The sequence below is a fragment of the Paractinoplanes rhizophilus genome, assembly GCF_042664765.1.
GTDB lineage: Bacteria > Actinomycetota > Actinomycetes > Mycobacteriales > Micromonosporaceae > Actinoplanes > Actinoplanes rhizophilus.
This window is the reverse complement of record NZ_JBHTBJ010000001.1, coordinates 589,638-609,281: the sequence shown is the minus strand read 5'-3', so window position 1 is coordinate 609,281 and position 19,644 is coordinate 589,638. Positions and strand designations below refer to the sequence as shown.

Sequence of the window (19,644 nt, the reverse complement as noted above, 5' to 3'; positions counted from 1 at the left end):
GGCGGCCGCGGGAGAGCGGCCGCCACCAAAATCACTTGATCGGCGCGGCGGCCTTGTCGGCCGGCCAGACGGTCACCCAGTCCCCGTTCTGGATCTGCTTGAGCGTCTGGGTGGTCGGCCAGAAGTTGTGGTCCTTCGGGTCGAACGTCAGATGGCCGCTGAAGGTCGTGTCGACGCCTTTTTCGTGCAGGGCGTCGCAAATTTTCTTCTGGTCGGTGCCATTGACCGCCTTGACCCCCTCGGTCAGGATCTGCCAGGCGTTCCAGGACGCGGTGGCCTGGGTCTCGAAGACCGTGTACGGAAGTTTCGCGGCGGTCGCCCGCTTGGTGAAGTCGTTGACGATCTCGGTCGCCTCGGGCGGCAGCTTCGCCAGCGTCGCCTGGTTCGGCTCGAACATCGACACCGACAGCATGCCCTCGGCCTGCGCGCCGGCGGCCAGCAGCGGGCCGGGCGCCGGGAAGAGCGCGAACATCTTCCTGGGCGTGTAGTTGAGCTGCTTCATCGCGGTGAGGATGTTGACCGCGTCGACGCCGAGCCCGTTGTCGATGACCAGGTCGGGGTTCGCGTCGCGCACCTGGGTGGCGATCGGCGCCCAGTCGGTGGTGGTCGGCGGGTAGTGCACGTTCACCGCCACGTCGAGGCCGCGCTCCTTGGCGATGCTGAGCACGCCGGCCTTGTCGTCGCCGAAGCCGTCCGAGACGAACGCCGCCGAGCCGCTCTGGCTGGTCAGCACGGCGATCTTCTTGGGCGCCGGGTTCAGCGTGGCGACCGCGTCGAACAGCTGGTTGGGGATGAACGAGTTCGGCGTCGGGCCGATCGACCAGGCCGGGAACTGGCACTCGTAGGTGAGCTGCGGCGCGAGCACGGCGGTGTGCTGGGGGAGCACGTAGCCGTGCCGCTGGGCCACCGCCATCGCGGACAGGATGTTCGGGGTGGCGTACGGGCCCATCAGCAGGTCCACCTTGTCCTGGCTGATCAGCCGCTCGTAGAGCTGGCTCACCTTGGACTGGTCGGACTGGTCGTCGACGACCTTCCACTCGACCTTGCGGCCGAGCAGGCCGCCGGCCGCGTTGAGCCGGTCCACGAACTCCTCGCCGGCGACCTTGTGGATCGCCCCGGTGGCGGCGAACGCGCCGGTCAGCGAGAGGGTCGAGCCGACCACGATGGGGTCGCTGTCGCCGGCCTCGTCACCGCCCCGGTTGCAGCCGGCGACAGCGACGGACAGGGCGACGACGGTCGCGAGTGCGGTGAAGGATCGTCTGCGCATATGACTGTGCCCTTCCTGGCGAAATTTAGCGGCAGTCGCCGGTGTCGTGGACCACCGCTCCGCCGACGACCGTCAGCACGGAGCGGATCTTTTTGAGGCCCTCGGCCGGAACGGTGAAGTAGTCGTCGTTGAGCACCACGAGGTCGCCGAGCCGGCCGACCTCGAGCGAGCCGAGCAGCTGCTCGTCCTCGCCGCCGAGGAACCACTGGTTGGCCCGGGTGTAGAGGGCCAGCAGCTCCGGCCGGGTGATCTGCTGGTTGGGGTTGATCTGCACGCCGCGGGCGTTGCGGCCCGTGGTCGCATAGTAGGCGTGTATCCAGGGGTTCATCGGCGCGATCTGCATGCCGTCCGAGCTCATGCCGGCCGGGATGCCGTTGTCGACGATCATGCGGAACGGCGGGCCGGACTGCGGGCCGTTGCCGGCCAGGTACTGCCAGCCGGTCAGGTTGACGCCGCCGCCGATCGCCTTGAGCCGGTTGACGTACTCTCCGGTGATCTGCGGGACGTGCGCGACCACCCAGCGCAGGTCCTGGACGCCGACCTCGGCGTGAACCGTCTCGAACGCCTGGATCTGGGTCTGGAAGTCGCTGCCCGACAGCGAGTGCACCTCGATCCGCCAGCCGGCTTTCGCCGACCGGCGGGCCGCCTCGAGGAAGACCGGGCCGCCGAAGTAACTGGCCGCGATGAATTCGCCGATGGCACCCGTACGGACCATGTCGTTGCCGAAGAACTTGAAGGCGTTCTGGATCCGGTTGGTCAGCGTGGTGACGTTGGTGTCGGTGTCCTGGTGCAGAAAGTTGATGCGCAGCCGGACGATGCCGCGGCCCTCGTCGTACACGCGCAGGAAAGGCAGGTGCATCGCGTAGTTGTCCTCGTGCGCGGCGCCGTCCGAGGGCGTGTTCGTGGCCTGGAACGCGCCCTGGTCGAGGTGGGTGGTGACGCCCATCTGCGCGGCGTACGCCATCGCGTCGAGCGTGCTGCGCACCCGGTCGTCGAAGGTCAGCGTGCGGCGCAGCGCGAGGGTGGCCTTGCCGGTCTCGGCGCCGCCGGCGATCGAGCCGTCCGCGCCGACGGTCACCGGGATCTCGGCCGCCTCGAAGAACTTCTTGCCGAGGCTGTTGGTCACGCTCGGGCCGCTGAAACCGATGCTGACGTACGCGGGGTGGTGCGGCAGCGCCTTGTCGAGTTCGGCCAGGGTGGGCAGCCGCACTTCCTGGAACTGGTTGAAGTGGAACCCGCCGATGGTGGTGATGAACTTGCCGGCCGGAACTTTCTTGGCCCGCTCCCGGAAAGTTTTCTGCACGTCGGCGATGGAGTAGGCGTTCTCCAGCGGCGTGTGGTACCCGGGCCGGTTTCCCATCAGGACGATGTGGTTGTGGCAGTCGATCAGGCCCGGCACGACGGTGCGGCCACGCAGGTTGATCGTCCGCGGGTTGCCGTCGAAGGCCCGCTTGGCGGTCCGCTCGTCGGTGCCGACGTAGACGATCCGGCTGTCCTTGATCGCGACGACCGACGCGATCCGGTTGCGCCGGTCCATCGTGTGGATCCGGCCGTTGTGCAGGACCAGGTCGGCGCTGAGGCGGCCGTCCTTGAAGTCCTGGTGGGCGTGGGCGGGCGTGGTCCCGGTGACGGCGGCGGCTGCCGCGGCCGCCCCGGCCACGGCGCCGTTACGGAGGACGGTACGGCGGGAGATGGTCATTGCTTTCGACACCTCTTCTGCCTTTCGGCGCAGAGAATCGGTTGTGGGACGGCCCGGACGCGGGGGCGGGCGCATCCGGGCGTACGCCATCGGCCGGCGCCGGGGCGGGGTTGCCGCGACGGCGGGCCGGTGGAGGTGTGGTCTGGTGTCGGACGAGCGTCCGTCAGGCGGACGGGAGTGACATCACAATGCGCCGACCCGCGAGAACCGTCAAGACTTCAACCGGAAACATTTGCTTCACTGGGCGGACTGATGTTCGCTGAACGGACGAGCGGTTCGACTGACCACATGGGGGAGCCATGCCCGAGCGCGGCGAAGGCCCCGACTTCATCGAGGCCCTGGCGCGCGGCCTCGACGTGCTGCGGGTGTTCAGCGCGCAGTGCCCGCGCCCGACGCTGAGCCAGGTCGCGGCGGCCAGCGGCCTGACCCGGCCGACCGCGCGGCGGTTCCTGCTGACGCTGCGCGAGCTCGGCTACGTCCGGCCGGCCGGCGGCGGGTTCGAGCTGACCCCGCGGGTGCTCGATCTCGGCATGGCCTGCATCGGGTCGCAGACCCTCTGGGATCTCGCCCGGCCGCACCTGGCGGCGCTGGTCGCCCGCACCGGCGAGTCGTCGTCGATGACCGAGCTCGACGGCTCGGACATCGTCTACACGGCCCGGGTCGCGGTTCCGAAGATCATCGCGTTGCGGGTGGAGCTCGGCACCCGGTTCCCGGCCCTGGCGACCTCCCAGGGCAAGGTGCTGCTCGCCGGGATGTCGCTCGAGCGGGCCGCCGAGGTGCTGGCCGTGCCCAGCCGGTCCGGGGTGCGCCCGTGGGCCGGGCCGCCGGCCGCCGCGCAACTGCACGACCTGCTCTGCCAGGTGCACGCGCAGGGCTGGGCGATCGCCGACAACGAGCTGGCGCCGGGGGTGCGGTCGATCGCGGTGCCGGTGCGCGACGGCTCCGGCGAGGTGCGGGCGGCGATGAACGTGACGGTCAACGCGGGCGAGACCGAGATCCGTACGCTCGTCGACGAGTACCTGCCGCTGCTGCGCGAGGCGGCCGCGGCGATCGAGGCCGATTGGGCCCGCTGGCAATCGCGTCCGCAGAGTGAGATCCCGGCCTCCTGAGGTCCGTTGACCGGTCGCCGGTCCGGTGAAATCCTGCGCAGACCGATGAGTTCCGGATGTGCCGCCGGTCCATCCCGTCACACGAACGCGACGAAGGGACGAATGTCATGGCCAAGGTCATCTCCACCCTGTTCATCTCCGCCGACGGGGTGGCCGAGATCGACCCCGACTGGCACTTTCCGTACTTCGACGAGAACATGGGCCGGGCGGTGACCGAGGACTACGACACCTCCGACGTGCTGCTCATCGGGCGGGTCACCTACGACAGCTTCGCCGGGGCGTGGCCGGACCGGGAAACGGCCGGTGGCCCGGACGCGAACATGGCGAAACATCTCGGCGACCTGCGGAAAATTGTCGTCTCCCGCCAGCCGCTGGAGCTCACCTGGCGCAACTCGGAGCTGCTGGACGGCGATCTGCTCGAGACGGTCGCCCGGCTCAAGTCCGATCCCGCCGTGCAGGGCGTCCTGATCCCCGGCTCGATCTCGGTGGTGCAGCAGCTGCTCGCCGCGGGACTGCTCGACGAGCTGCGGCTGCTGGTGCACCCGGTGGCGGCACGCAAGGGGCGGCGGCTGTTCGACGAGGGCGACACGCCATACCACCTGACCGTGGTCGCGAGCGAGGCCTTCCCGACCGGCGTGCTCCGGGTGATCTACGCGCCCGCCGAGACCCCGGCGAAGGTGGCCTACGACGAGGTCAAGGACCAGCTGCCGGCCGAGGAGGCCTGACCGGCCCCGCCTTCGACACAGACTAGGACGCCTTCTTCCGCGCCGCGGCCTTCTTCGCCGGTGCTTTCTTGGCCGCGGTCTTCTTGGCGGCCGTCTTCTTGGCGGCCGTCTTCTTCGCCGGCGACGTGGAACGCGACGAGGAAGATTTCGCCGGCGATGAGGAACGCGACGAGGAAGATTTCGCCGGCGACGAGGAACGCGACGAGGAAGATGAGGAAGACGAGGACGACGACTTCCCGCGCTGCTTCTGCGCGTTCTCCACGCTGCGCTTGAGCACGTCGAACAGGTCGGTGACGTTGGTCGGCTCCGGCGCCGGCTCGGACACGGTGACCTCCTCGCCCGCCTTCTTCTGCTCGATCAGCTTGTGGACCCGGTCGGTGTAGGTGTCGCGGAAGTCGGCCGGCTTCCACGCGCCCGCCATCGAGTCGATGAGCTGCTGCGCCATGCTGAGCTCGCTCTTCTTGGCGGCACCCTTGCGCGGCAGCCCCTCGATCTCGTCCTCGGGGTCGCGCACCTCGTCGGCGAAGTACATCGTCTGCAGCACCAGCAGGTTGCCCTCGGCCCGGATCGCCGCCAGGTACTCCTTGCCGCGCATCACCAGCGTCCCGATCGCGGCCCGGTTGGCGTCGGTCATCGCGTCCCGCAACAGCCCATAGACCTTGGCCGTGTCCTCGCCGCCCGGCCCGAGGTAGTACGTCTTCTGGTAATAGATCGGGTCGATGTCGCCGAGGTCCACGAACCGGTCGATCTGCAGGCTGCGCGACCGGCCCGGCGCCACCGAGTCGAGCTCGTCGGCGTCCAGCATCACGTACTTGCCGCCACCGACGTCGGCGCCCTTGACGATGTCGTCGTAGTCGACCTCCTTGCCGGTGCGCTCGTTCACCCGCTTGTAGCGGATCCGGTCGGTGGTGTCCTTCTCGAACTGGTGGAACGACACCTCGTGCTCGTGGGTGGCCGAGTAGAGCCGGACCGGCACCGAGACCAGCCCGAACGTGATCGCCCCGGTCCAGATGGGCCGTGCCATGACGCCTCCTCGAGCGAATCAGGAACGAATCTCGAACGAATCAGGAACGAATCAGGACAGCGGTGGCAGCCGCTGCGGATGGTCGAGCACGTCCCGGAACAGGTCCCCGCGTGCCGCGAGCCGGGGCAGGATCGTGCGGATCGTGAAGCCGTCCGGCCGCAGGCCGGGATCGTCCAGCTCGGCCCAGTCGATCGGCGCGGAGACCGGCGCCCCGGCCGCGGGACGAGGGCTGTACGGCGCGACGAGCGTCTTGTTGATCGCGTTCTGGGTGTAGTCCAGCCGCGCCCGGCCGCCCCGGTCGCTGCGCTGCCACTTCCAGCTGACCAGTTCCGGCAGGACCGCCCCGACCGTACGCGAAAGCCCCTCCACCCAGGCCCGGGTCTCGTCGAAGCCCGGCCCGGCCTGGATCGGCACCCAGATCTGGATGCCGCGCCGGCCCGTCACCTTCGCGCGGGCCTCGACCCCGAGGTGCTCGAACGCCGTCCGGTGCAGCCGGGCGAGCGCGAGCACGTCTTCCCACCGGGTGGCGACGCCCGGGTCGAGGTCGATGAGCGCGTACGTCGGCTCGCGCGGCGCCGTCACCCGCGAGGTCCACGGATGCCATTCCAGCGCGCCGAAGTTGGCCGCCCAGACCAGCGCGGCCGGCTCGTCGACGACCAGATAGGTGCGGGTCTCGCCGGGATCCGCGTCGGGGTTGTCCCAGCGGGCCAGCCAATCGGGGGCGTGCTCGGGCAGCTCCTTCTGCCAGAAGCCCTTCGACCCGGCGCCGTCGGGATAGCGATGCATGTTGAGGGCGCGGCGGGCCAGGTAGGGCACGAGCGTCGGCGCGATCTGGGCGGTGTAGCGGAGAAACTCGCGCTTGGTGATTGGCGGATCCCCGGGAAACAGCACCTTGTCGAGGTTGGTGACGCGCAGCGCGCGCCCGAAGACCTCCCACGTGCCGCCCTGCTTCAGCTCGTCGAGGCCGGCCAGCCCGCCGTCCGGCGGGACCCGGGCCACCTCGTCGTTGGTGCGGCCGCTGAGCACCGACAGCGGATGCTCCTCCGGATCCCAGCCGCTGACCGCGTACTCGTCGCGCTTGTGCAGCAGCAGCCACTCGTCCTTGCCGTCCTTGCCGGGCCGGGTGCGGACCAGCACGAAACGGCCGCGCAACTTTTCGCCGTACACGTCGAAATGCAGCTCGCCGGCGGCCAGCGACGCGGCCGGATCGTCGGTGTCGTGCGGCTCCCAGGTGCCGTTGTCCCAGACGATCACATCGCCGGCGCCGTAGCGCCCGGCCGGCAGCACGCCCTCGAAATCGCCGTAGCCGAGCCGGTGGTCCTCGACCTGGAACGCGGCCCGGCGCACTTTCGGGTCGAGCGTCGGCCCCTTGGGCACCGCCCAGCTCGCCAGCGCGCCGGCCACCTCGAGCCGGAAGTCGTAGTGCAGCCGCCGGGCCCGATGACGCTGGACGACGAAGCGGCGAGTCATGACGCAGGTATACCCCACTCTTGACCCGCCATCCCGGTTGCTGGTGCGATGCGCCGATGACGATCTTCCTGTGGGGTGTCGCGACGGCCGGTCACCAGATCGAGGGCGACAACACCGCCGCCGACACCTGGTTCGCCGAGAACGTGGAACCCACGGTGTTTCGCGAGCGGTCCGGCACGGCCTGCGACGGGTACGCCCGCTGGCGCGAGGACGTCGACATGGTCGCCGCGATGGGGCTGAACGCCTACCGGTTCTCCGTCGAGTGGGCGCGGGTCGAGCCGCGGGAGGGTGAGTTCGACGCGGCGGCGCTGGGGCACTACGCGGCGGTCGCCGACCGATGCCGCGAGCGCGGGCTGGCGCCGATCGTGACGTTCAACCACATGACGTCGCCGCACTGGTTCGCGGCCCGGGGCGCGTGGCTCGACCCGGCGGCGCCCGGGCTTTTCGCCCGCTACTGCGACCGGGTGATGGCCGCCTTCGGCGACCGGATCGCCGCCGGCGTCACCCTGAACGAGCCCAACCTGCCGCGGCTGCTGTCCTGGACGGCGATTCCCGATTCCGTACGCGATCTCGAACGTGCCACCCTCGCGGCCGCCGGCGCCGCGGCCGGCGTGCCCCGCTACCGCCTCGCGAACGTCATGCTGCCCGAGGAGTTCGACGCCATGGCGGACGGGATGGCGGCCGGCCATCGCGCCGCCCGCGCGGCCGTCAAGGCGCGCCGCCCCGACCTGCCGCTCGGCTTCTCCCTCGCGATGGTCGACGACCAGGTTCGCGGTCGCGACGACCCGTCGGTGCGCGACCGCAAGCGCGCCGAGGTGTACGGCCGGTGGCTGGAGCTGGCCCGCGAGGACGACTTCCTCGGCGTGCAGAACTACGAGCGGCAGTACTACGACGGCAAGGCGCGCATCGTGCCGTCCGAAGTGGACCCGCGCTCGCTGGGCGAGTGCGTGCGCTACGCCCACGCCCGGGCCGGGGTGCCGATCCTGGTGAGCGAGCACGGCATCAACACCGAGGACGACGCGAAGCGGGCCGCGTTCATCGAGCAGTCCCTGCCGGGCCTCAAGGCGGCGATGGCCGACGGCGTCCCGGTGCTCGGCTACATCCACTGGACGCTGATGGACAACTTCGAGTGGATGTACGGGTACGGCCCGAAGCTGGGCCTGCACACCGTCGACCGGGAAACTTTCGCCCGCCGGCCGAAACCGAGCGCCGCCGCCTACGCCGCGCTGGTCAGGGCCGAGCGGGCCGGCTGACCGGCGCGCCCGGATCGCAGCCGGCGGCCCGGTTCAGCAGCAGGGTGCGTTCCCGTTCGTTGCGGGTCAGCGACGCGGCCCGCTCGAACTCCGCCCGGGCCTCGCCGGGCCGGCCCAGCTTGGCCAGCAGGTCGCCGCGCACGCTGGGCAGCAGGTGGTAACTGCGCAGGGCGGGCACGGCCGTCAGCTGGTCCAGCAGCGCCAGCCCGGCCTCCGGCCCGTACGCCATGGACAGCGCCACCGCGCGGTTCAGCTCGACCACCGGGGACGGCATCGCCCGGGCCAGTCGCTCGTAGAGCCCGGCGATCCGCGCCCAGTCGGTGTCCTCGAAGCGGCGGGCCCGGGCGTGGCAGGCCGCGATCGCCGCCTGCAGCACGTACGGGCCGGGCTCGCCGGCCAGCGCCTCGGCCCGGTCCAGCGCGGCTAGCCCGCGCCGGATCAGCAGCAGATCCCACCGCGCCCGGTTCTGGTCGGCCAGCAGGATCGGCTCGCCGCCCGGGCCGGTGCGGGCGGGCGACCGGGAGGCCTGGATCTCCATGAGCGCCACCAGGCCGTGCGCCTCGGGCTCGCGCGGGGTCAGCCGGGCCAGGATCCGGCCCAGCCGCAGGGCGTCCTCGCACAGCCCCGGCCGCATCCAGTCGTCGCCGGCGGTGGCCGAGTACCCCTCGTTGAAGATCAGATAGATGACCTCGAGGACCGAACAGAGCCGGGCCGCCAGCTCGTCGCCGCGCGGCACCTCGAACGGCACCCGGGCGTTGGCCAGGGTCTTCTTGGCCCGCACGATCCGTTGCGCCACGGTCGCCTCGGGCACCAGGAAGGCCCGGGCGATTTCGCCGGTGCTCAGCCCGCCGAGCAGCCGCAGGGTCAGCGCGGCGCGGGCCTCGGTGGACAGCACCGGGTGACAGGCCACGAACACCAGCCGCAGCAGGTCATCGCCGATGCCGTCGTCCTCGGCGACCAACGCGCCGACGTCCGGGGCCGACTCCCTCAGCTCGCGGCCGACCTCCGCGACCTTGCGCCGGAAGGTCTCGTCGCGCCGGAGCTGGTCGATGGCCCGCCGTTTGGCGGTGGTCATCAGCCACGCGCCCGGATTGCCGGGCACGCCCTCGGCCGGCCACTGCTCCAGGGCCGCGACCAGCGCGTCCTGGGCCAGCTCCTCGGCCGTGCCGACGTCGCGGACGAGCCGGGTCAGCCCGGCGATCAGCCGGGGTGCTTCGATCCGCCAGACCGCCTCGATCGCGCGGTGGGTGTCAGTGGCCACGCCTGGGTCTATCCCACCGCGCGATCGAGCACAACCGGCTCCCGCCCCTACCAGGCGCCTTGCGCGTCCCGCTGGGCCACGACCTCGCGCTGCTCGGGGGTGAGCGTGTCGCCGAGATCGTCGGCCGAGATGACTTGCCGGATCTCGATGTTGGCCGGTTCCCCGCCGGCCGGGCGCTGGACCGGGCAGCGCTTGAACCACTCCACGCACTCCTCGAGCGACTTCGTCTCGACCAGGAAGAACCCGCCGACGAGCTCCTTCGTCTCGGCGAACGGGCCGTCGACCACGGTCGTCTTGTCGTTGTCGAAGTAGATCCGGGCGCCCTTGGCGCTGGGGTGGATGCCCTCGGCGGCCAGCAGCACGCCGGCGTTCATCATCTCCTCGATGAAGGCGCCCATCGTCTCGATGTCCTCGGTGGTGGCCGGCAGGCCGGCTTCGCTCTCGGCGGTGGCCTTGGTGATCACCATGAACCGCATGACTCGTCTCCTCGTGTCCGGGTGGCCTTTTCACCTACGCGTCGATCGGCGCCGGCCCCGTTCGACACCCGGCCGGAAATTTTTCCGCCGGATGTACGGCCCTCGTGCGTACGGATGACCCGCGGTGCCCTTCCGGACAGGTGCGCCTGACCGTCGTGCAGATGCACGTGCAGACGCTCGTGCATCATGCTGAAGGCGTCCGGAAACTTTCATCAAGATTAGGGCAACTGACGGGGTCGGCCATGGAAGCACGGAACGAGCCGGGGCGCGTGTCGACATTCGACGAGAGCGACTATCTCTTCGGGACCGGCCCGCTGCGGATGATCGTCGACAGCGTCGACTGGTCCCGGCCGCGCCTGCACGACGGCGAGACGTGGTACGACGTCCACGGCATCGAGATCGCCGAGGACGGCCGGGTGATCGGGCCGCGGTGGACGACCGTGAAGGCGGCCGCGTGCCGGTTCACGCGGCCGGCCTGAGTCCGGGTGCCCGCAGCCGCGCTCACCGGCCCGGGGTGAGCACCACCTTGATGCAGCCGTCCTCCTTGTTCTTGAAGATCTCGTACGCGTGCGGCGCCTGCTCGAGCGGCATCCGGTGGGTCACCAGGTCGTCCACGCCGAGCGGGTCCCCGTCGCCGGTGAGCAGCGGCATGATGTCGTCCACCCAGCGCTTGACGTGCGCCTGGCCCATCCGCAGCGTCACGCCCTTGTCGAACAGGTCCATCATCGGGATCGGGTCGGCCTGCCCGCCGTACACCCCGATGATCGACACCGTGCCGGCCCGCCGCACCGTGCCGAACGCGTCGGTCAGCGCGGCCATCCGGTCGATGCCGAAGGTGTCGATCGCCTTGCGCGCCAGCGGATCCGGCAGCATCCCAGCCGCCTTCACCGCCGCCGCCTGCAGCGGCGCGCCGTGCGCCTCCATGCCGACCGCCTCGATGACCCCGTCGGCCCCGCGCCCCGACGTCAGCTCCAGCACCGCGGCCGGCACGTCGTCGACCGTCGACGTGTCGATCACCTCGATGCCGTGCCGCCGCGCCATGGCCAGCCGCTCCGGCACGTTGTCGCTGGCGATCACCCGGGCGGCGCCGAGGTGGCGGGCGATCCGGGCGCACATCTGCCCGATCGGCCCGAGCCCGGTGACGAAGACGGTGTCGCCCGGCGTCACGTCGGCGTACCTGGCCGCCTGCCACGACGTGGTGAGCACGTCGGAGAGGAACAGGTAGCGCTCGTCCGGATGCCCGTCCGGCACCTTGATCGGCCCGAACTGGGCCTGCGGCACCCGCAGGTACTCCGCCTGCCCGCCCGGCACCTGCCCGTACAGCTTGGTGTAGCCGAACAGCGACGCGCCCTTGCGCTGGTCGCTGTTCTGCGTAGTCTCGCACTGCGCGAAGTACCCGCGCGAGCACATCCAGCAGTGCCCGCAGGAGATGTTGAACGGGATCACTACCCGGTCGCCGGGCCTGATGTGGGTGACTTCGGCGCCGACCTCCTCGACCACGCCCATCGGCTCGTGCCCCAGGATGTCGCCCTTGTCGATGAACATGCCGAGCACGTCGTACAGGTGCAGGTCCGACCCGCAGATCGCGGTCGAGGTGATCCGTACGATCGCGTCGGTCGGCTCCTGGATCTTCGGGTCGGCCACGGTCTCCACCGACACCTTGCCGGTGCCCTGCCAGGTCAAAGCTCTCATGTCTCCGGCTTGCCCGCCCCGGGCCGAGTTATGCCCTCAGTAGGGGTCGCCCGTCCCGGGCAGCCGGCCGCGCATCAGTCCGCCCGCCCGGCCCGGCAGGTCCGGGTCGCTCGACAGCGGCGGACTGGACGCGCGCCCGGCATGCTCGGCGATGCCCGCCAGCAACTCGCGCAGCGCCGCCACCGCGTCGTGCTCCGGCCGCCAGCCGAGCTCACGCTCCGCCCGCCGCGACGACATCAGCGGCGCGCGCAGCGCCAGATGGATCCAGCCCGCATCGATCGGCTGCAGGCGCAACCGCCAGCTGAGCGCGGCGGCGCCGGCGAGGACCATCGAGGGCACCCGCACCGGTACGCCGTGGAAGACCTCCCCGGCGAGCCACGGGTCGAGCACCGGATCCGCGGCCAGATTGAACGCTCCGCGCACATCGGAGAACAAAATCCGCGCGTACGCGTCGGCCACGTCGTCCGCATGCACCGCCTGCATCCGCAACCGCCGATGCGCCGGAACCACCGGAATCCGCTGACGCCGCAGCAGCCGCGCCGGCAGCAGCGGCCCCGCGAAGTACCGGGCGATCTCGGCGCCGGCCTCGCGCTGAAAGATCAGCCCCGGCCGCACCCGCACCACCCGCAGTGTCGGATGGTCGTCCTCGACCTCGTCGAGCATCTGCTCCACGAGCGCCTTGTGCCGGCTGTACGACGAGACCGGCACCCCGCGCCGGGGGTGCTCCTCGGTGACGAACGCGTCCTTCCGGCCGGGGGAGTAGACCCCCACCGAGGAGGCCTGCACCAGGGCGCCGGCGCCGGCTTCGATCGCCGCCCGGGCGATTTCGCGGGCGCCGAGCACGTTCGTGCGGAACAGCCGCCGCTGGTCGTGGCTCGGCTGGATCTGCCACGCCAGGTTCACCACCGCGTCCGCACCGCGGAACAGCTCGCCGAACCGTCCCCGAGCCACGTCCGCCGCGTGCCATTCGACGTCCCGATAGACGCCGACCGGCTCCGGCAGCCGCCGCGCCACCCCGACGATCTCGACGTCCCCCTCCGCCCGCAGGCGGCGCAGCAGGGCCGTGCCCGCGTTCCCGGTCGCTCCGACGATCACTACACGCATACGACTGCCATACCCGCGTCTCCCGCGCCGAACCTCGTTTGGCCGCGTCCGCGGTGGGCACCCGAGGGTTATCCCCAAGCTCGAAGGAGTGGTCCCGATGACCACCGCACGCGAGATCATGTCACCGAACGTCACCTGCGTCGGCGAGAACGAGACCCTGGCCGACGCCGCCCGCAAGATGGCCGAGCTGGACGTGGGCTCGCTGCCGATCTGCGGCGAGGACAACCGCCTCAAGGGCATGCTCACCGACCGTGACATCGTCGTGAAGGCCATCGCGAAGGGCCGCAACCCGGCCGACGTCCGGGCCGGCGAGCTGGCCCAGGGCAAGCCGGTGACGATCGGCGCGGACGACGACACCAGCGAGCTGCTGCAGACCATGGCCGAGCACCGGGTGCGCCGCCTGCCGGTGATCGACGGCCACGACCTGGTCGGCATGGTGGCGGTCGCGGACGTGGCGCGGGCCCTGCCCGACCGCCCGGTGGGCGACCTGGTGGACGCGATCAGCTCGTAAGCCCCGCTCGTAAGCTTCGTCGCCCCGGACGGGGCCGTCCTCGCCGAGTCGCCCCCGGTCTATCGCGACGAGTCGACCTGCCGTAACGCCTTTGCCACCGCCCAGCGGGCGGCCTGCCTAGTCTGACCCCGAGGAGGAACCCCATGGCCGACACCACCGCCCCGGACGTTGTCGACGTCCTCACGGCCGACCATCGCGACGTCACCGCCCTGATCGGCGAGATCTGGACGATCCGTGACCCGATGATGCGCCGCGACCTCGCCGACACCGCGATCAGCGAGCTGGTCCGGCACGCCGTGGCCGAGGAGATGTACGTCTACCCGGCGATGCGCAAGCACCTGCCGGACGGCGACAAGGCCGTCGAGCACGACACCGAGGAGCACAAGGAGCTCGAGCAGGTGATGAAGGAACTGGAGGGCCTGGACGTCGACGGCCCCGAGTTCGACGAGACCCTGCGCCGCCTCGAGACCATCCTCGCCGACCACATCCAGGACGAGGAGTCCGAGCAGTTCCCGGAGCTGCGGCAGCGGATCCCGCGGGACGAGCTGGTGGAGCTGGCCGGCAAGGTGGAGACCGCCAAGAAGCTCGCGCCGACCCGCCCGCACCCGAGCGCGCCCAACTCCGAGCTGTTCCACAAGCTGGCCGGCCCGGGCGTCGGCCTGGTCGACCGCCTCCGCGACATGATCACCCAGAGGGCGACCCGCTAGGGGGATCCTCCCCCGCGGGCCGCCCTCGGGGGCGGATCAGCGGAAGCGTTGCCAGACCCGGTGGGCGGGCAGCAGCTCCTGAACGGCCGTCAGCGCCTCGGTGGCGCCGGCGGCCGTCACCACGCCCGGGGTGCCGGCGACGCCGGCCTGGGCGAGCACGTCCGCGCCGGCGTCCCACGCGCCGATCGCCTTGGCGTGCCGCCACGCCTCGGTGACCAGCAGCAGCACCCGCGGGTCGACGGCGCCGTTCCCGGGCGCGCCGGCCTTCTCGTCCCGGGCCGGGACGGCGTCGGGCGCCGGCGGCGGGGCGGCGGCCAGCAGGATCGCGTCGAACTCGATCGAGCGGGCGGTGGCGAACGTGCGCTGCACGTCCAGCGGGCCGAGCTTGCCGCCGTGCGGCGCGATGAGCAGGGGCACCATGCCGGCCGCGAACACCGCCTCGCGCACCGAGCCGACCGCCGTCAGGTCGGCGCCGGCGTCGGCCACGATGCCGATCAGCCGGCCGTCCGCCGGCCATTCGTGCCCGATCTGCGAGAGCGCCGGGCTGCCGGTCACCTCGGCGATCGGGCCGTCCGGCGCCGGGACGGGCAGGCCGAGCGCCTCGGCCACCGAGGAGCAGAGCACCGGGTCGATCCGGGCCAGGCAGCGCAGCTGCCGCTCCTTGATCGCCTGTTCGTAGCACTTGCCCAGCTCGAACGAGTAGGCGCGGATGATGTGTTCCTGCTCGACCGGCGACATGCTCAGCCAGAACAGCCGGGCCTGGCTGAAGTGGTCGTCGAAGGAGACCGGGTTCTGCCGGATCTTCGGGGCCTCGGCGATCCGGACCGGCACGTCGACGAAGCCGTCCTTCTTGTCGACGGACGGGTTGCCCTCGTCGAGCGAGTTCGGCCGGTACGGCGCCACCCCGGCGTGCACCGCCTGCTGGTGGAAGCCGTCGCGCAGCATGTCGTTGACCGGCACGTGCGGCCGGTTGATCGGGATCTGGTTGAAGTTGGGCCCGGCGAGGCGGGTGAGCTGGGTGTCCAGGTACGAGAAGAGCCGCCCCTGCAGGAGCGGGTCGTTGGTGACGTCGATGCCGGGCGGCAGCTGCCCGAGGTGGAACGCGACCTGCTCGGACTCGGCGAAGAAGTTGGTCGGCGTCCGGTTGAGCACCATCCGGCCGATCGGCTGCACCTCGGCCAGCTCCTCCGGAACGATCTTGGTGGGGTCGAGCAGGTCGATGCCGGCGAACGTCTCCTCCGGGGTGTCCGGGAAGACCTGCACGCCCAGCTCCCACTCGGGGAACGCGCCGGCCTCGATCGCGTCGTAGAGATCCCGGCGGTGGAAGTCGGGGTCGACGCCGCCGGCCAGCTGCGCCTCCTCCCAGGTCAGCGAGTGCACGCCGAGCTTGGGCTTCCAGTGGAACTTCACCAGCACCGTCTCGCCGGCCTCGTTGACCAGCCGGAAGGTGTGCACGCCGAAGCCCTCCATCATCCGGTACGAGCGCGGGATGCCCCGGTCGGACATGTTCCAGATGGTGTGGTGCTGAGCCTCGGTGTGCAGCGAGACGAAGTCCCAGAACGTGTCGTGCGCGCTCTGCGCCTGCGGGATCTCGCGGTCGGGATGCCACTTGGCGGCGTGGACGATGTCCGGGAACTTGATCGCGTCCTGGATGAAGAACACCGGCATGTTGTTGCCGACCAGGTCGAAGTTGCCCTCCTCGGTGTAGAACTTCGTGGCGAAGCCGCGGGTGTCGCGCACGGTGTCGGCCGAGCCGCGTGAGCCGAGGACGGTGGAGAACCGCACGAAGACCTGGGTCTCGACGTCCTTCTGCAGGAACCGCGCGCGGGTCAGCGCGGAGGCGGTGCCGTAGGAGGTGAAGACGCCGTGCGCCCCGGCGCCACGCGCGTGCACCACCCGCTCGGGGATGCGCTCGTGGTCGAAGTGGGTGATCTTCTCGCGGAAGTGGTGGTCCTGCATCAGGATCGGGCCGCGCGGCCCGGCCTTCAGCGAGTGGTCGGTGTCGCGCAGCCGGGTGCCGGCCGAGGTGGTCAGATACGCGCCCTGCTGGGCGTTCGCCGCCGGCGGGGTCGCGTACGAGGCGCCGGTCGGCGACTTCGGCGCCGGCGTCCCCTGCTCCTGCGACGGCGGCAGGGGTTCGCGCGGGGTGGTCGGCTCGTCCACCGTCGGGGTGCCGCTGCCCGGCTTGCCGGGGACGGCCGGCGGCGCCGCCGCGTCCGCGATCTTCGCCGCCGCCGACTTCACGGCGTCCTTGATCGGATCCATGCGTGAGCTCCCTCAATGTATGCGGAAGTTCCCGACGTACCCGGTCGAACGCGGATCTAACGGGCGACGATCAGTCGGCGACCACCAGCGCCTGCGGCGCGGCCGCCTTCATCCGGGTCCGCAGCCAGGCCAGCTGCACGGCGGTGACGGCGGCGCCCTCGTCGACCGCGGACAGCAGCTCCTCATCGCGCAGCCCCTGGGCGGCCTGGCGCACCATGGTCCAGCAGATGTCGCTCTCGGCGGCCATCAGATAGAGGTCCTGCAGATCGCGCAGCAGCCCGAGGCCGCCGCTGCGAGTGCCCCGGAACAGCTCCGAGTGCAGCCGCTCCGGCTCGTCCGGCGCTTCCTCGGCGTAGCGGTCGGCGAACGGCTTGAGCGCCTCGGCTCGCTCGTCGCATCGCGACGCCTGCCGGGTGCAGATGCTCACGACATCGGCTTCCTCGGCGTGCGCGCCGGCCACCTCGCGGAACGCGTCGGCGAGCGTGTTCTGTGCCCGGTGCAGGAGGCCGAGATAGTGCGCGAGATGCATGTCAGTGCCCGATTCTGCTGAGCCGCACGGCCGCGAGCTTGAACCTCGGCTGCTTCGAGACCGGATCCCAGGTGGTCTTGGTGAGCTCGTTGGCCGCCTGATCGGCGTAGTGGAACGGCACGAAGACCGTCCCGGGCCGGATGTCGGCCAGCCGCACCGGCGCCTCGATCGCGCCGCGATCCGACTCGACGCGCACCCGCTCGCCGTCGGCGATCCCGCACGCCTTGGCGTCCGCCGGGTTCACCTCCACCCAGACGGCCGGCGCCGCGGCGTCGAGCTGCCCGACCCGGCCGGTCTTGGTACGGGTGTGGAACTGGTAGATGGTGCGCCCGGTGACCAGCCGCAGCGGGTACTCCTCCGGCGGCGGCTCGAACGGCGCGGCCAGCAGGAACGCCAGGCCGTCCGGCCGCTTGGCGCGGTGGCTCTCCGCGGTGTTCTCGGCGCCGGTGGTCAGGTCGTGCCCGTACGTCTCGCAGTAGTCCGAGGCGGTGTTGAACACCCCGTCGGTGTACAGCCGTTCCCCGCCCCACTGGATGCCGCCCTCGGCGCGCAACCGGTCGTAGGTGATCGCGGTGTAGTCGCACGGCCGCCCGGCCGAGCAGCGCTGCCACGCCCGGTACGCGGACTCGGGGTCGGTCCAGGTGATCAGCGGGCCGCCGTCCCGGTCGCGGAAGTCCATCCGGCGCGCGAAGTCGAGGAAGATGTCGAGGTCGGCGCGCGCCTCGCCGGGCGGGTCGACGGCCTTCTCGGAGAGGTGGACCGTCCGGTCGGCGTTGGTGAACGTGCCGGTCTTCTCGCCCCACGTCGCGGCCGGCAGCACCACGTCGGCGAACTCGGTGGTCTCGGTGCGGAAGATGTCCTGCGCCACCACGAACAGGTCCGGCCGGGCCAGGATCCGGCGGATGCGGCTCAGTTCGGGCAGCGAGACCGCCGGGTTCGTGCCGCTGATCCACAGCATCTTGATCGAGCCCTGCTCGGCGTAGCGCCAGATCTGCATGGCGTGCGTCGGCGGCGCCCAGTGCGGGATGGTCGCGGTGTCGACGTTCCAGAGGCCGGCGAGCTCGCGGATGTGCTCGGGGTTGTCCCAGTTGCGGAAGCCCGGCAGGTCGCCGTCCGCGCCGGTCTCGCGGGTGTTCTGGGCGGTCGGCTGGCCGTTCATCTGCAGCACCCCGGCGCCGGGCCGGCCGATCATGCCGCGCAGCAGGTGCAGGTTGTTGACCGCCACGGCCGACGCGGTGGCCTGGTGCGACTGGTAGAAGCCCTGCAACACGGTGGACAACAGCCGATCCGAGGTCCCCAGCAGCTCGGCGGCCCGCTCGACGTCCGCCGCCTCGAGACCGCAGATCGAACAGACCACATCCAACGGGTACGCGTCGACGACACGTTCCAGCTCCTCGAGCCCGAGGGTGTGCCCGGCCACGTAGTCGTCGTCGGCCCAGCCGTTGCGCAGCACGAGCCGGATCAGCCCGTTGACCAGCGCGAGGTTGGTGCCGGGCCGGACCGGGAGGTGGACGTCGGCCTCCCGGGCCACCGGGGTGGGCCGCGGGTCGACCGCGAGCATGGCCGGCGGGTTCGGGCCGCGGCGCCGGTCCAGCATCCGCATCCAGAGCACCGCCTGGGTCTCGGCCGCGTTGTGGCCCCACAGCGCGATCGCGTCGCAGTGGTCGACGTCGGTGTAGGAGCCGGGCTGGCCGTCGGTGCCGAAGCTCGCCTTCAGCGCCGCGGCCGAGGTGGCGGTGCACAGGCGGGTGTTGCCGTCCATGTGCGGGGTGCCGAGGCCGGCCTTCCCGATCACCCCGAGCGTGTAGTACTCCTCGGCGAACAGCTGGCCGGTGGTGTAGAAGCCGAACCGGCCCCAGCCACCGGGCGTGGCGGCCAGCTCCTTCGCCCGCTCGACGACGGCGCCCATCGCCTCGTCCCAGCTGACTTCCCGGTTGTGCAGCAGCGGCCGGGTGAGCCGGTCCCGGCTCAGGTTCGCCTGCCACCCGTACACGTCCTTGGGGTCCAGACGGCCGTGATTGACGCGGTCGGCGACCCGGCCGCGGACCCCGACCATCCGCCCGCCGCGCACGCCGATGTCGATGCCGTCGCCGTTGGAGTGCAGCAGCGAGGCCGTCGGCACCCAGCGTTCCGGGGTGTCCACGGTGTATTCGTCGGCCCGCGAAGGCCAGGATTCCCCGGCGCCGTAGGGGGTCCGGGCGCCCCAGGGATCCTGGATCCGGTCCATCAGCGGGCCAGCGCCTTCTCCAACTCGGCCTTGCTCATCGACGAGCGGCCGGCGATCCCGCGCTGCCGGGCCTCGTTGTAGAGCTGCTCCTTGGTGCGGCCCTTCGCACCGGTGTGCGAGCGCTTGCCGCCGCGATGGCCGGACGACACGTCCTTGACCGACGAGCGGCTGGCGGTCTTCGACTCGCCGGAGCGGGCACGCTCCTTGTTCACCGTGCGGGCGGCGATCTCCTTGGCGCGCTTGTCGGAGCCGCCGCGCGACTTCACGCTGTCCTTGATGTGCTCGTACTGTCGTTCCCGCTTGGGGCTTGATCCGGCTGGCATGA

At 71.1% G+C, this 19,644-nt stretch carries 18 protein-coding genes; 6 read left to right on the top strand and 12 right to left on the bottom strand.

The features are described 5' to 3' along the window. Positions 1 to 31: 31 nt before the first annotated feature. Positions 32 to 1,267, bottom strand: a complete 1,236-nt coding sequence (locus ACFQS1_RS02705) for an amino acid ABC transporter substrate-binding protein (protein ID WP_378964311.1) — start codon at positions 1,265 to 1,267, stop codon at positions 32 to 34. Between the two features lie 25 nt (positions 1,268 to 1,292). Further along, positions 1,293 to 2,966 (bottom strand): amidohydrolase, encoded by a 1,674-nt coding sequence (locus ACFQS1_RS02700; RefSeq protein WP_378964310.1) that lies wholly within the window; start codon positions 2,964 to 2,966, stop codon positions 1,293 to 1,295. Between the two features lie 299 nt (positions 2,967 to 3,265). On the opposite strand from ACFQS1_RS02700, the gene ACFQS1_RS02695 reads away from it, so the two are divergent. Together ACFQS1_RS02695 and ACFQS1_RS02690 are read left to right on the top strand one after the other, a co-directional pair. Beyond that, positions 3,266 to 4,075 carry an IclR family transcriptional regulator domain-containing protein gene (locus ACFQS1_RS02695; protein WP_378964309.1) on the top strand — a complete coding sequence of 270 codons (810 nt, stop codon included), beginning with the start codon at positions 3,266 to 3,268 and terminating at the stop codon, positions 4,073 to 4,075. Positions 4,076 to 4,182: 107 nt separating this feature from the next. Next, positions 4,183 to 4,800 (top strand): dihydrofolate reductase family protein, encoded by a 618-nt coding sequence (locus ACFQS1_RS02690; RefSeq protein ID WP_378964308.1) that lies wholly within the window; start codon positions 4,183 to 4,185, stop codon positions 4,798 to 4,800. Positions 4,801 to 4,822: 22 nt separating this feature from the next. On the opposite strand, the gene ku is transcribed toward ACFQS1_RS02690, so the two are convergent. Together ku and ACFQS1_RS02680 are read right to left on the bottom strand one after the other, a co-directional pair. Next, positions 4,823 to 5,824 (bottom strand): non-homologous end joining protein Ku, encoded by a 1,002-nt coding sequence (gene ku / locus ACFQS1_RS02685; protein WP_378964306.1) that lies wholly within the window; start codon positions 5,822 to 5,824, stop codon positions 4,823 to 4,825. A 51-nt stretch (positions 5,825 to 5,875) separates the two neighbouring features. Then, positions 5,876 to 7,294, bottom strand: coding sequence for a DNA polymerase domain-containing protein (locus ACFQS1_RS02680; RefSeq protein ID WP_378964305.1), 1,419 nt, complete (start codon positions 7,292 to 7,294; stop codon positions 5,876 to 5,878). Positions 7,295 to 7,350: 56 nt separating this feature from the next. Between ACFQS1_RS02680 and ACFQS1_RS02675 the strand changes: the two genes are divergently transcribed. Further along, a complete protein-coding gene (locus tag ACFQS1_RS02675) occupies positions 7,351 to 8,547 on the top strand; it encodes a family 1 glycosylhydrolase (protein ID WP_378964304.1) in 1,197 nt (398 codons plus the stop codon). Here ACFQS1_RS02675 and ACFQS1_RS02670 read toward each other — a convergent pair. Together ACFQS1_RS02670 and ACFQS1_RS02665 are read right to left on the bottom strand one after the other, a co-directional pair. Further along, positions 8,525 to 9,808 carry an RNA polymerase sigma factor gene (locus tag ACFQS1_RS02670; RefSeq protein WP_378964303.1) on the bottom strand — a complete coding sequence of 428 codons (1,284 nt, stop codon included), beginning with the start codon at positions 9,806 to 9,808 and terminating at the stop codon, positions 8,525 to 8,527. The genes ACFQS1_RS02675 and ACFQS1_RS02670 overlap by 23 nt on opposite strands. A gap of 47 nt (positions 9,809 to 9,855) precedes the next feature. After that, positions 9,856 to 10,284, bottom strand: coding sequence for a YciI family protein (locus ACFQS1_RS02665; RefSeq protein ID WP_378964301.1), 429 nt, complete (start codon positions 10,282 to 10,284; stop codon positions 9,856 to 9,858). 269 nt (positions 10,285 to 10,553) lie between these two features. Between ACFQS1_RS02665 and ACFQS1_RS02660 the strand changes: the two genes are divergently transcribed. Further along, positions 10,554 to 10,763, top strand: a complete 210-nt coding sequence (locus tag ACFQS1_RS02660; protein WP_378964300.1) for a hypothetical protein — start codon at positions 10,554 to 10,556, stop codon at positions 10,761 to 10,763. 22 nt (positions 10,764 to 10,785) lie between these two features. Here the strand turns inward: ACFQS1_RS02660 and ACFQS1_RS02655 are convergent, their stop codons facing one another. Continuing rightward, a complete protein-coding gene (locus ACFQS1_RS02655; protein ID WP_378964299.1) occupies positions 10,786 to 11,976 on the bottom strand; it encodes a zinc-dependent alcohol dehydrogenase in 1,191 nt (396 codons plus the stop codon). Positions 11,977 to 12,012: 36 nt separating this feature from the next. Further along, on the bottom strand, positions 12,013 to 13,080 hold the full coding sequence (locus ACFQS1_RS02650) for an NAD-dependent epimerase/dehydratase family protein (protein ID WP_378964298.1): 1,068 nt from the start codon (positions 13,078 to 13,080) through the stop codon (positions 12,013 to 12,015). A gap of 97 nt (positions 13,081 to 13,177) precedes the next feature. On the opposite strand from ACFQS1_RS02650, the gene ACFQS1_RS02645 reads away from it, so the two are divergent. Both ACFQS1_RS02645 and ACFQS1_RS02640 read left to right on the top strand, forming a co-directional pair. Continuing rightward, the gene (locus ACFQS1_RS02645) at positions 13,178 to 13,591 is read left to right on the top strand and encodes a CBS domain-containing protein (RefSeq protein ID WP_378964296.1); all 414 of its coding nucleotides are present in this window, start codon (positions 13,178 to 13,180) and stop codon (positions 13,589 to 13,591) included. Between the two features lie 143 nt (positions 13,592 to 13,734). Then, positions 13,735 to 14,298 (top strand): hemerythrin domain-containing protein, encoded by a 564-nt coding sequence (locus ACFQS1_RS02640; protein WP_378964295.1) that lies wholly within the window; start codon positions 13,735 to 13,737, stop codon positions 14,296 to 14,298. 36 nt (positions 14,299 to 14,334) lie between these two features. Here ACFQS1_RS02640 and ACFQS1_RS02635 read toward each other — a convergent pair whose 3' ends face one another. The 4 genes from ACFQS1_RS02635 to ACFQS1_RS02620 all read right to left on the bottom strand — a co-directional run bounded on the left by ACFQS1_RS02635 (position 14,335) and on the right by ACFQS1_RS02620 (position 19,642). Further along, a complete protein-coding gene (locus tag ACFQS1_RS02635; protein WP_378964294.1) occupies positions 14,335 to 16,563 on the bottom strand; it encodes a catalase in 2,229 nt (742 codons plus the stop codon). 70 nt (positions 16,564 to 16,633) lie between these two features. After that, positions 16,634 to 17,092, bottom strand: coding sequence for a hypothetical protein (locus tag ACFQS1_RS02630; protein ID WP_378964292.1), 459 nt, complete (start codon positions 17,090 to 17,092; stop codon positions 16,634 to 16,636). Position 17,093: 1 nt separating this feature from the next. Continuing rightward, positions 17,094 to 19,319 carry a molybdopterin oxidoreductase family protein gene (locus tag ACFQS1_RS02625; RefSeq protein WP_378964291.1) on the bottom strand — a complete coding sequence of 742 codons (2,226 nt, stop codon included), beginning with the start codon at positions 19,317 to 19,319 and terminating at the stop codon, positions 17,094 to 17,096. Continuing rightward, positions 19,319 to 19,642, bottom strand: coding sequence for a plasmid stabilization protein (locus tag ACFQS1_RS02620; protein ID WP_378964290.1), 324 nt, complete (start codon positions 19,640 to 19,642; stop codon positions 19,319 to 19,321). The genes ACFQS1_RS02625 and ACFQS1_RS02620 overlap by 1 nt, the downstream gene beginning before the upstream one ends. Positions 19,643 to 19,644: the final 2 nt, after the last annotated feature.